This window comes from Methylocystis iwaonis, from assembly GCF_027925385.1.
GTDB lineage: Bacteria > Pseudomonadota > Alphaproteobacteria > Rhizobiales > Beijerinckiaceae > Methylocystis > Methylocystis iwaonis.
Map to the genome: position 1 here is coordinate 3,320,312 of NZ_AP027142.1, position 12,006 is coordinate 3,332,317.

Genomic DNA, 12,006 nt, shown 5'->3' on the forward strand with positions numbered 1-12,006 from the left:
ACCGCCGACCAGCTTGCGATACGCGAGATGGCGATGGCGTTCGCGCAAGAACAGATTGCGCCTTTCGCAAATGATTGGGACAGAGATAAGTTTTTTCCCGTGGAGACCATGCGCGCCGCAGCCGACCTCGGCATGGCGGCGATCTATGTTAGAGAAAACTCCGGCGGCGCGGGCCTTTCTCGATTGGATGCGGCTCTGATCTTCGAAGCGCTGGCGACGGGCTGTCCGGCGATCGCCGCCTATCTCTCGATCCACAATATGTGCGCCTGGATGATTGACGCCTTCGGCTCCGATGCGCAGCGTGAGATCTGGATGCCGCGCCTCGCCAAGATGCAGTTCCTCACGAGCTATTGCCTGACGGAACCGGGCTGCGGCTCCGACGCGGCTGCGTTGCGCACCCGCGCCAAAAAGCGCGGCGACGCTTATTTACTAACTGGCGAGAAGCAATTCATCTCGGGCGCGGGCGCTGGTGGCGATGAGCATCTCTATCTCGTGATGGCGCGCACAGGCGCGGAGGGACCATCTGGAATCTCCGCCTTTCTCGTCGAAGGCGGAAGTCCCGGCATAAGGCTCGGCGCCAATGAGCGGAAGATGGGCTGGAACGCGCAACCGACGCGCGCGGTCATTTTAGACGAATGCCAAGTGCCCGCCAGTTGCATGCTCGGGCCCGAAGGACGCGGCTTTGCAATGGCGATGGCTGCGCTCGACGGCGGCAGGTTGAACATCGGCGCCTGCTCGATCGGCGGCGCCGACGGCGCGCTCAACCATGCGCTCGCCTATATGAAGGAGCGCAAGGCTTTTGGTCGCCGGCTCGACGAATTCCAGGCGCTGCAATTTCGTATCGCTGATATGGCCACCGAACTCGAAGCCGCGCGCGCGCTCTTGTGGCGCGCCGCCTCGGCGCTCGACGCCGGCGCGCCGGATGCGGGGCGACTTTGCGCCATGGCGAAGCGCGTGGCTACAGATATTGGTTTCGAGGTCGCCGATCAGGCGCTGCAACTGCATGGCGGCTACGGCTATCTTTGCGATTATGGGCTGGAGAAGATCGTGCGCGATCTGCGGGTTCATCGCATCCTCGAAGGCACAAATGAAATAATGCGGCTGATCGTGGCCCGTTCGCTTCTCGAAAGCGAAACGAAATGAGCGAAGAAGAGCCGCTTCTCGTTTCCCGCGAACACGGGCTGGGGCGCATCCGGCTCAACCGGCCAAAGGCGCTGAACAGCCTGACGCTGGATATGGTCCGGCGTTTCACGCGAGCGCTCGCCGATTTTGCTGACGATCCCAATATCGTGGCCGTGCTGCTCACCGGGGAAGGCGAACGCGGGCTCTGCGCCGGCGGGGACATTCGCGCGCTTTACGAATGCCGCAACGACGGCAAAGAGCATTACAAGACCTTTTGGCGAGAGGAATATGCGCTCAATGCGCGCATCGCGTCTTTCCCCAAGCCTTATATCGCGCTGATGGACGGCGTCGTCATGGGCGGCGGCGTCGGCGTTTCCGCGCATGGGAATCGCCGGATCGCGACCGAACGCACGCAGATCGCCATGCCCGAGACGCGGATCGGCTTCATCCCGGACGTCGGCGGAACGTGGCTGCTGACGCGAAGAAACGGCGCCGGCGTCTATATGGCGCTCTCGGGCGCTGCGGTCGGCGCGGCTGACGCCATCCATGTCGGGCTGTGCGACTTGACGGTCGCTTCCGCTCGCGTCCCCGAGCTCCTCGAAGAGTTGACGCTGGCGCCCAACGCCAATCATGTCGATAGGATACTTTGCTCTTTCGTGATCGACGCCGGGAAAGGGGAACTGCAGCGGCATGAAGAAGAGCTGCAAGGCATAATCGCTTTGGATAGCGTCGAGCGCGTTTTGGATCATTTACGTTTGAACGGATCGACTTTCGGGCGCAAGGCAGCCGAGGAAATTCGCCGTAACTCGCCGACGAGCTTGAAGGTCACGCACGCGCTTTTAGAGCGCGCGAGGATTGCCGGGAGATTGGAGGCGTGTCTGATCAACGAGTATCGTGCGGCCTGCAGCCTGCTGGACAGCCACGATCTCTACGAGGGCATACGCGCGGCGCTCATCGATAAGGACAAGACGCCAAGATGGCTTCCGTCGTCGCTCGAGGAAGTCGACGACATCGCTGTGCAGAAAATTATCGAAGCGCGTGACGACCCAGAACCCGATTTCGGTTCTTTGCAGCAATAGGCGCCAGCCCTTCCCCATCAGCGAGCCCACCCCACTTCATCATTGGCGGGGCAAACGCAGGAGGCGGCGGAACGAGAATGAAAGACCCGGTGGTCATTGTCGGCGCTGCACGGACGCCGATCGGCGCTTTTCTGGGCGAGTTGGCGCATGTGACTGCCCCACAACTTGGCGCGCGCGCGATTGAAGCGGCTGTGACCCGCGCAGGAGCGCCGAAAGACCAGATCGACTCATGCGTGATGGGTTGCGTCTTGAGCGCCGGCTTGGGCCAGGCTCCCGCGCGGCAAGCCGCTCTCGGCGCAGGCCTTGGCGTCGAGACCGGATGCGTCACTGTCAATAAAATGTGCGGCTCCGGCATGCAGGCGCTCATCTCGGCCCATGACCAGCTCCTGGCCGAGAGCGTCGATCTCGTGGTCGCGGGCGGCATGGAGAGCATGAGCAACGCGCCTTATTTACTGGATCGCGCACGGACCGGCTTTCGTATGGGGCACGGGCGTGCGCTCGATCATATGTTTTTGGACGGGCTCGAGGACGCCTATGAAAAAGGGCGGCTGATGGGCGCCTTCGCGGAAGATTGCGCGACCGACTATCAATTCACGCGCAAGATGCAGGACGCGTTTGCGCTGAGATCGCTTACACGCGCGCAACAAGCCGCGCGGCAAGGTCTTTTCGACGCCGAAATCACGCCCGTCGCGTCAGCCAAAACCAAGACCGAAGTTCTCAGCGACGAACTTCCCAGAAAAGCCAACGCCGAGGCGATCGAGACGCTTCGACCGGCGTTCAGACCGGATGGCACATTGACTGCGGCGAATTCGAGCGCAATCTCGGACGGCGCCGCCGCTTTGGTGTTGACCCGCCTTGAGCACGCAGAGCGCAATGGGCTAACGCCACGCGCAAGGCTCGTCCGCCATGTCACCCACGCCGGACCTCCCGGCAAATTCCCGACAGCGCCGATCGCCGCCATACGAAAACTCCTGGACAAGCTCGCTTGGCGCGCGGAAGACGTCGATCTCTTTGAGATCAACGAAGCCTTCGCTGTCGTCGCAATGGCCGCACAGCGCGACCTTGCTTTGCCCGACGATAAGGTGAATATCCACGGCGGCGCCTGCGCGATCGGCCATCCGATCGGCGCGTCTGGCGCGCGTATCGTCGTGACCCTGCTTGCAGCGCTCGAACGATATGATCTTCGCAGAGGCGTCGCCGCGCTCTGCATTGGCGGCGGGGAAGCGACGGCCGTCGCAATCGAGCGGTCTCTGTAAGCGCCGACGCTTGGATTTCACTAGCGCCAGCGCTTGAGTTTCATCATTTTGTGAAGTCGATCCACCGCAAGCTTCGTCGCCGCCTCGGCGGGCGGAACATGCGCTGCGAGGGCGCCCTCGAGCGTAAGCCGCGTGTTGCGCCCGACCTTCTCCTCGATGGCGGCCAAGGCGATCGCCTCGGAGCCGCCGCCATATTCGACGGCGCCAGCGATCACGCCGCCGGCATTGGCGATAAAATCGGGAACGCTGATGATCCCGCGTTCGAACATTCGCGCTTCGGCGTCTTTGGTCGCCGGAACATTTGCGCCTTGAACGACAAGCTTGCAGGCGAGGCGATCGACATTGTCGGCGCGTAGCGCATCCGGCCGCGCCGCGGGAATCCAAATGTCGCATGGGAGGGCGACCAGCGCGTCACCGGGGATGACTGTTGCCTTAGGATAGGCGGAAACGCTCTTACCCGCCCGCTTCAGTTCCGTCAGCACTTCTATGTCGATCCCATCGGGGTTTGAGATCGCCCCGGCGATATCCGCAACGCCAACCAGGCGCGCGCCTCTCTTTGCGAGGAAACGCGACGCATGCTCGCCGACGGCGCCAAAGCCCTGCACGACGACGCGTGCGCCCTCCAAGGAAAGGCCGGCGAAAGGCGCGGCGACTTCGGCCGCAATCGCGACGCCGAAACCCGTCGCGCCGATTTCATTGAGCGGAATGCCGCCTATTTCCGCCGGAAGGCCAACCGCACGCCCGATTTCATCGTGAATCCAGCCCATCGCCAATTCGTCGGTGCCCATATCCGGGCCAGGTATATATTCGACAAGCGGCGCGATGGCGCACGCAAAGGCGCGGATCAACCGCTCCTTCTCGTGTCGCGGCATGGTCGGATCGCCAAAAATGACCGATTTGGCGCCCCCGTGCCGCAGAGAGCAGGCGGCGTTCTTCAGCGTCATCGCGCGCGCCAGGCGAAAACATTCTAGGACCGAGACGTCCGGCGCCATGCGGGTTCCGCCAATCGCAGGCCCCGCGGCGACATTGTCGATGACGACGATCGCCCGCAGCCCGACCGATGGCGTGTGCAAATAGACGATCTTCGCGGGCCCGAGCGCATCGCCGAAGGCGAAAAGTTCCGCGTTTGTATTGGTCGACATAATGATTAGCTTGGAAGCGCAAGGCCCTTGGTCAAGAGGCGCCATGGCGCGCCGCTATTGTGCAACGCAGGAAGGCGGCGCTTGAAAATTCGACTGCCCCAACGTGACTTCGAGCTTCGGCGCGCTACTTCAGCCTGCATCGAGGCGCTGACCTGGTTCGCGCTGTGACTTGAACGCGACGAGTCTCGCATGGGCATTCACACAAGCGTTGACCCAGAGACAGATACTGTACGCTTCCTTTCGCCAGAAGGCGCCTTATGCCGCCCGATCCCCTCGTCTATTGGCGACGAATTGCTCGTGATGCTCTATCGGGCGATGACGCGCACGCGGATCTTCGACGGCAAGGCGGTCGCCTTGCAGCGCACGGGGCAGCTCGGCACCTTTGCGTCCGCTCTTGGTCAGGAGGCCGTCGGCGTAGGCGCCGCCGCCGCAATGCAGGCGCGCGACGTTCTTGCCCCATCCTATCGAGATCACGGCGCGCAATTCCTGCGCGGCATGACCATGGCCGAATGCCTGCTCTATTGGGGCGGAGACGAGAGGGGCAGCGATTTCGCCGGCCCTCGCCTCGATTTTCCCAACTGCGTGCCCGTCGCAACGCAGATCGCGCATGCAGTGGGCGCGGCATATGCCTTCAAGTTACGGCGCGAAGACCGCGTCGTTCTCACCTTCATCGGCGACGGCGGGACCTCCAATGGTGGTTTCTACGAGGCTTTGAACATGGCCGGCGTTTGGAAAACGCCAGCCGTGATCGTTATCAACAACAACGGCTGGGCGATCTCGACGCCTTGCGCGCGCGAATGCGCGGCCGCCTCACTGGCGCAAAAAAGCGTCGCTGTCGGCATCGAGGGGCGGCAGGTCGACGGCAATGATGTCGTGGCGGTCTATGACACTGTCCGCCAGGCAATCGAAAAGGCGCGCGCCGGACAGGGGCCCACTTTGATCGAAGCCCTCACTTATCGCCTCGGCGACCATACCACGGCCGACGACGCCACACGCTATCGCGATCCGGAACTCGTGCGACGCGAATGGACGCGCGAACCAATCGCGCGGCTGCGCGCCTATCTCACCAGGAAAGGCGCTTGGAGCCAACACAAGGAAGACGCGCTGCAACGCGAATGTCTGGAAGAGGTTGGGCAGGCGGTAAACGCCTATCTCGGCGCACAGCCAGCAGACTGCAACGCCATGTTCGACCATCTCTACGCCGCGCTTCCCGCATCTTATTCCTACCAGCGCGACATGGCCCGCCGCTTCTCGCCACGCAACGGAGGCGGCCATGGCTGAGCTGAACCTTGTCGAAGCTGTCAACCACGCGCTCGCTTACGAGATGGCGAATGACGAGAGCGTGTTGCTGCTCGGCGAGGACATCGGCGTCAATGGCGGCGTATTTCGCGCCACCAATGGCCTGCAAGCGCGCTTCGGGTGCGAGAGGGTGATCGATACGCCGCTTGCCGAAGGGGCCATCGCGGGCGTCGCCGTCGGCATGGCCGCCATGGGGCTGAAGCCCGTTGCGGAAATCCAGTTCACAGGCTTCATCTATCCAACCATCGATCAGATGATCAACCACGCATCGCGTCTGCGCAATCGCACGCGCGGGCGGCTGACCTGTCCGATGGTGCTGCGTTCGCCCTATGGCGCCGGCATTCACGCCCCCGAGCATCACTCCGAGAGCCCAGAGGCGATCTTCGCGCATATGCCTGGCTTGCGCGTGGTGATCCCGTCGTCGCCAGCGCGCGCCTATGGCTTGCTGCTCGCAGCCATGCGCGACCCCGATCCGGTCGTGTTTCTCGAGCCGACGCGACTCTATCGCTTATTCAAACAGGCGGTCGCGGATGACGGGGAAAGCCTGCCGCTCGACGCTTGCTTTCTGTCGCGCGAGGGCAAGGACGTCACGCTCGTCGCCTGGGGCGCGATGATGCAAGAGACTCTCGCCGCAGCCGACGCTCTCGAACAGGAAGGCGTCGACGCTGAGGTTATCGATGTCGCGACCATCAAGCCGCTCGACGTGGAAACGATTCTACGCTCCGTCGAAAAGACCGGTCGCTGCGTGATCATCCACGAAGCGCCCCGCACCGCCGGCTTCGGCGCCGAGATCGCCGCTGAAATCGCCGAGCGCGCACTGTTTTCGCTGCTTGCGCCGGTGAAGCGCGTCGCCGCCTATGACGTCGTCGTGCCACTGTCCCGCCTGGAGCGCCAATACATCCCCAGCGTGGATCGAATCGTCGAGGCCGTGCGCAGCGCCATGGAGGGGTCATGAGGACATTCCGATTGCCTGATCTTGGCGAGGGCTTGCAGGAAGCCGAGCTGGTCGAATGGCGTGTGAAACCCGGCGAAGAGATCGCTGTCGATCAGCCACTTCTGGCCGTCGAAACCGCGAAGGCGGTCGTTGAGATTCCCTCCCCCTGCGCAGGCCGCGTCGAAAGGCTTTTTGCAAACGCAGGCGACATTATCCGCGTCGGCGCGCCTCTCGTCGAGTTTGAAGGGCAAGCCAACGACGACGCCGGCACGGTCGTCGGCGCAGTCGAGAGCGGCGCCAACATATTGCGTGAAGCACCGACGTCTCTTGGCCGCTCCCACGGTTCGGTGAGGGTGATTCCTGCGGCGCGCGCTCTTGCAAGACAACTCGACGTCGATTTGACGATGGTGACGCCGTCGGGCGCGGATGGCGTCATCACACCCGACGATGTGCGCCGCGTCGCGAGGGTCTTGAGCGAGACGGAGCCCGCAGAACCTTTGAGAGGTCCGCGGCGCGCCATGGCGCAAAACATGGCCTTTGCGCAAGCAGAGGTGGCCGCGGCGACGATCATGGACGACGCCGTCGTCGACGCGTGGGAGGCTGGCGCGGATGTCACCATCCGCCTGATCCGCGCGCTTGTGAAAGGTTGCGAAGCTGAGGCGGGCCTCAATTGCTGGTTCGAGAGCGCAACGCTCTCCCGCCGGATACTGCGAAAAATCGATCTTGGCATTGCCGTGGATATGCCAGACGGGCTCTTTGTTCCGGTTCTGCGCGATGTGGGAAACCGCGATCCCGCCGATCTGCGCCGAGGACTGGATCGCATGCGCGCCGATGTTCGCGAAAGGCGTATCCCACCGGAAGAGCTGCGCGGCGCGACAATCACCTTGTCGAATTTCGGGACGATCGCCGGCCGCTACGCCGCGCCCATTGTGTTGCCGCCGACGGTCGCGATACTCGGGGCGGGCCGTATCAGAGCCGAGGTGAAAGCCAGAGATGGCGCGCCGGCCGTCTCACATGTGCTTCCCTTAAGCCTGACATTCGACCATCGCGTCGTGTCGGGCGGAGAAGCGGGACGGTTTCTGGCGGCCGCCATATCGGACCTTGCGCTCCCCTCCTGATGTCTTGGTCTGCAGCCTAGGACCGCGCGCCTTCAGGCTCGCTTTGGCGGCGGCGAGCCTGAAGCTCGCGGTCCAGAGCGGACCTCGCTTTCACTGGCGCGCCCACGCCTCCAATCGACTTAGCCCTTTCGAGTCGCGAAGGCGCGCGCTTGGCCGTCTTCCTCGAACGCGCTAAAGGCCCGCGGCCGTCGCGATCGCCTCCACCGCCTCATCGACGCCAGTCGGTTCTATCGGGGCCCTTTGTGGGCCGCAAAGTACCTTCTCCAACTCGACTGCCAAGCCGCGTGCATCCTTGAGGCCTCCTGACGCCAATGCAAAATTGCAATGACGCTCCGCCCAATCGACAAGGCAGTCGGTCTCCGGCCAATCTTTTCTCGGCGCAATGACGACTCCGACCGCGGCACAGGCTGCTTCAACGACAGTGCAGTAGCTGTCCTTGCAAATGACCGCGTCAACAGAAAACAACAGGTCGAGCGCCGATAGAACCGACGCTTCGCAGGCTGATACGTCGTCGCGAAGCGGCGCGATCGCGCGACGCACCAACCAACGTACGCCATCTACCCTCGGAAGATCGAGCGAACCGGGGTTTGGCAAGCCTCCAAGGGTCAGCAGCACGAGCCTCTCGCCATTACCCACATTGAGCCGTTTGCGCAACTCGTCCCTGCGTCGGACGCCTTTGCGCGCGATCGGCCCGATCGGCCGCCCACTCGAAATATCCGACATGCTCATATGCGGGCGCGGCTGTAGAAACAATTCCGCAGTGGAATAAGCCTCGCGCAGCGTTCCAAGGACGCGGGAAGCTTCGGGACGGCCACTGAAGAAATTCTCGTAAATATCCGCCCAATTCATGCAACATAGGGCGATATTGCGCACGCCCGCGCGACGCGCCGCTGCGAGGCTCAGTGGACTGATATTCGATACAACCAGTGACGGCTCGAGCGCCCGCATGAATTGCGACTCGACATTCAAAAGGGTTTCCCACGCCTTGTATAAACGCATATAGGCGGCCGCGCTGGCCTCCAAATCGACAGACATCGCATCCGGAGCGTCGACGGTTACGTCCATAGGCGCCTGGAGGATCTCGATGCCGGAGGAAATGAACTCTTCGACCACGCGCCTCGGGTGTTTGGTTCGCAGGACGATCCGGAGGCCCGAAAAGCGCTCCTGCAACCGGTCGATAACAGGAGCGGTTTGTGACAGATGCCCAAAGCCATGGTTCGATATGTCAAACAAGATCGTCTTGACGCTCATGCACCAAAGCCTCAGCACAACTGACTTTTACTTCTGCATTCCAGGCCTATGGGCACGCCCGCTAAGCAGCAACAGCCCCGCACGCATCCGATTGGTGGAGGCGTTCAAGATACCACTTGTATGTGCTCGCGATCCCGTCTTTGAGCGCCACCTGCGGCCGCCACCCGAGCTTGGCGATGCGGCTCGAATCCATCAGCTTGCGCGGCGTTCCGTCGGGTTTCGAGGAATCGAAAACGATGTTTCCGGTGAAGCCGACGGCGCAGGCGATCAGCTCCGCAAGATCGCGAATCGCGATCTCCGACCCTGCGCCGCAATTGATATGCTCGTAACCGTCGTAATGATCCATGCAGAAGACCACGCCCTTCGCCAAATCGTCTACATGCAGAAATTCTCGCATCGGCGAACCCGTTCCCCAGACCACAACGTCACGACGGCCGTCACATTTCGCTTCGTGGAATTTCCGCATGAGCGCGGGTAGCACATGACTGGTCGTCAGGTCGAAGCTATCGTTTGGGCCATATAAATTGCAAGGCATCACGGAGATATAACGTCGCCCATATTGACGCCGATACGCCTGACAGAGCTTGATGCCTGCGATCTTGGCGACGGCGTACCATTCATTTGTCGGCTCCAGGGGCCCGGAAAGCAACGCCTCCTCCTTGATCGGCTGCGGCGCGAACTTTGGATAGATGCAGGAGGATCCCAGGAACACGAGCCGGTCGACGTTAGCGGCGTGCGCAGAATGAATGATGTTCGTTTCGATAGCGAGATTGTCGTATATGAACTCGGCCGGGAATGCGTCATTTGCAAATATGCCGCCGACTTTCGCCGCTGCGAATATAATGGCGTCCGCGCGGTTTTGTTTCAGCCACAACTCGACCGACCGCTGATCCCGTAAATCGACGACGGAGCGATCGACTTTCAGCACTTCGTCGCCACGCGACTCCAAACATCTGGTTACCGCCGAGCCAACCATGCCTTTGTGGCCAGCCACCCATATGCGCTGTCTGCCCATGTGCTCGCTCCTCCAACACTAACTCGATACACGTCGAGGCAAACGAGTGACTACCTTCTGCCCCGCGCCGCCTATTGCTATTTTGCCTCCGCCGCCTGAGCGGTCTTCGTCGCAACGGCGCCAAAATCGAGGTGACGTTTTTCCTTCCTCTTTGCCGACGCGTATTTCTCGTGCCTTATGAGATAACTGGCGAGGCGCCCATAGCCGCTCTGCGCGTGCTTCTTCAGATTGACTTGCGTCAGCACGACCGTTGTCTCTTCGCGGCGTATATCTTTGAGGAGCTCGATCGCGTTGCGGGCGTCTTCGAAGCGCGTGCTCTCCCATTTCACAAGGAAAAGGACTTCGTCAGCGAAACGCGCCAGCAAACGCGTATCGGCCACGTCGAGCAACGGAGGCGCGTCGAAGAACACCCAGTCATATCGTTCTCGCAGCGCCGCGAGCACGGCAAGCAAGCGCACAGCCGCATTCGATTCCGATAGATCGTCGGAAATTCGGCCGAAGGGAAGATAGTCGACGCCTAGGCTCTGAATCCGTTGGATCGAGTCGAATATGCTCCGATCGAACACGCCTGGATCGAGACAAGACTGCGTCCCGGTCGTCAGGCCATCACGTTGCAAAGCCTGGGGCCAGATATCGAAATCGACGACCACCGCCCGCCGTCCATGGATCGCGGAGAGGACAGCGAGACTAAGGCAGAGCGTCGTCTTGCCTTCGTCTGCGCCGCCTGACGTCACCATGACCGTTTTCGATGCGTTCCCCGGCGCCACTCGAAACTCCGGTTGCAGGGCGTCGGTCAATAATTGGACCGATTGCGCAAACGGCGTGGAGCGCTCCATCAGCAGCTTTCGATATGGCCATTCCTTCTTTGGGAGCCGAATATGCGGCACGACCGCAGCGCAAGGAACGCCCAGTGACGTCATAACGTCCCGTTCAGTCCTTATCCGACGGTCGAATTGAGCCAGCCAAGCTGCGAGCCAATTTCCTGCGTAGCCGAAGGCGAGCATCGCGGGGATCACGAGCAGAAGAGGATTTATCGAGCTGGGCCTGTCCGGTATCGGGGCGTAAGAGAGAACCCGCGCATCCGGTTTGCAGTGCGCTATCCGCTCGCGGATAATGTTCACCTGCCGCTCCAAAGCTGGCTGCAATTGGCGCGCTGCGGACGCCTGCGTCAAGGCTTCGCGGATACGCTGATCCGTGAATTTGTTGCGCCCACTGGCGTCGTGAATCGCCTCTGCCTGGTTCTGCAGGAGATTTCGAGCCAGGCTGTCCGTCTGTATTGCTTGCGACCTTATGACATCCAGTTGGGCCGATATCCGGGTCAGTTCGAGCTCCAGCGCATTTCGCTTCGTTTCCACAGAGCTGGCGACGAAGAGATCGGCCATCCGGTTGACAAGACCAGCCGTCTTGATTGGATCTGGAGACGAAAAGTTTATCGAAATGACATCCGAGTGACCCTCTTGAGAAACTTTCACGCGCTTCTCAAAATCCTCTGGCCGGGGCCCGCCGCCGGATGGCTTTTTCGTCAATGCGCCTAACCAGATTTCGAAACGGCGCTTCAGCTCGGAGACGCTGAGCTGACCAGTCTGCGACGCCTCGAAACCGCCCGTGGCCTCCGTCGCCGAGCTAACCGGATCGGGGGACGGCTCCCATAATCCGAGCATCGCGCGGCGTAGAAAGTCGCGAGAAAGAAGTTTCGCCATAGCGGTCTCGATTGCCGCAGGCTGAACGGGCGCCGCTGGCGGCTGGGCGCCATTTGGCGTTTCTGCACCGGTAGCGGAGTCCTTTTGCAT

The 12,006-nt window shown here is 61.7% G+C and carries 10 protein-coding genes; 6 read left to right on the forward strand and 4 right to left on the reverse strand.

Going from position 1 to position 12,006, the window contains the following annotated elements:
- Positions 1-33 precede the first annotated feature (33 nt).
- From QMG84_RS15790 to QMG84_RS15800, 3 genes are all read left to right on the forward strand, one after another.
- Positions 34-1,143, forward strand: a complete 1,110-nt coding sequence (locus QMG84_RS15790) for an acyl-CoA dehydrogenase family protein (protein WP_281929060.1) — start codon at positions 34-36, stop codon at positions 1,141-1,143.
- Positions 1,140-2,201 carry a 3-hydroxyisobutyryl-CoA hydrolase gene (locus QMG84_RS15795; protein ID WP_281929062.1) on the forward strand — a complete coding sequence of 354 codons (1,062 nt, stop codon included), beginning with the start codon at positions 1,140-1,142 and terminating at the stop codon, positions 2,199-2,201. The genes QMG84_RS15790 and QMG84_RS15795 overlap by 4 nt, the downstream gene beginning before the upstream one ends.
- A gap of 77 nt (positions 2,202-2,278) precedes the next feature.
- Positions 2,279-3,457: an acetyl-CoA C-acyltransferase gene (locus tag QMG84_RS15800; RefSeq protein WP_281929063.1), complete on the forward strand. Its 1,179-nt coding sequence runs from the start codon at positions 2,279-2,281 to the stop codon at positions 3,455-3,457.
- 20 nt (positions 3,458-3,477) lie between these two features.
- Here QMG84_RS15800 and QMG84_RS15805 read toward each other — a convergent pair whose 3' ends face one another.
- A complete protein-coding gene (locus QMG84_RS15805; RefSeq protein WP_281929064.1) occupies positions 3,478-4,599 on the reverse strand; it encodes a Glu/Leu/Phe/Val family dehydrogenase in 1,122 nt (373 codons plus the stop codon).
- 189 nt (positions 4,600-4,788) lie between these two features.
- On the opposite strand from QMG84_RS15805, the gene pdhA reads away from it, so the two are divergent.
- Genes pdhA through QMG84_RS15820 form a run of 3 tightly spaced genes read left to right on the forward strand, consistent with a single transcriptional unit; the run spans position 4,789 to position 7,950 of the window.
- Complete coding sequence (gene pdhA, locus QMG84_RS15810) at positions 4,789-5,880, forward strand: pyruvate dehydrogenase (acetyl-transferring) E1 component subunit alpha (RefSeq protein ID WP_281929066.1); 1,092 nt, start codon at positions 4,789-4,791, stop codon at positions 5,878-5,880.
- Complete coding sequence (locus tag QMG84_RS15815) at positions 5,873-6,853, forward strand: alpha-ketoacid dehydrogenase subunit beta (RefSeq protein WP_281929068.1); 981 nt, start codon at positions 5,873-5,875, stop codon at positions 6,851-6,853. Before pdhA ends, QMG84_RS15815 begins: the two co-directional genes overlap by 8 nt.
- Positions 6,850-7,950, forward strand: coding sequence for a dihydrolipoamide acetyltransferase family protein (locus tag QMG84_RS15820; protein ID WP_281929069.1), 1,101 nt, complete (start codon positions 6,850-6,852; stop codon positions 7,948-7,950). The genes QMG84_RS15815 and QMG84_RS15820 overlap by 4 nt, the downstream gene beginning before the upstream one ends.
- A 171-nt stretch (positions 7,951-8,121) precedes the next feature.
- Here the strand turns inward: QMG84_RS15820 and QMG84_RS15825 are convergent, their stop codons facing one another.
- From QMG84_RS15825 to QMG84_RS15835, 3 genes are all read right to left on the reverse strand, one after another.
- Complete coding sequence (locus QMG84_RS15825; protein ID WP_281929085.1) at positions 8,122-9,201, reverse strand: hypothetical protein; 1,080 nt, start codon at positions 9,199-9,201, stop codon at positions 8,122-8,124.
- 61 nt (positions 9,202-9,262) lie between these two features.
- The gene (gene fcl / locus QMG84_RS15830; protein WP_281929086.1) at positions 9,263-10,216 is read right to left on the reverse strand and encodes a GDP-L-fucose synthase; all 954 of its coding nucleotides are present in this window, start codon (positions 10,214-10,216) and stop codon (positions 9,263-9,265) included.
- Positions 10,217-10,293: 77 nt separating this feature from the next.
- Positions 10,294-11,916 carry a polysaccharide biosynthesis tyrosine autokinase gene (locus tag QMG84_RS15835; RefSeq protein ID WP_281929087.1) on the reverse strand — a complete coding sequence of 541 codons (1,623 nt, stop codon included), beginning with the start codon at positions 11,914-11,916 and terminating at the stop codon, positions 10,294-10,296.
- Positions 11,917-12,006: the final 90 nt, after the last annotated feature.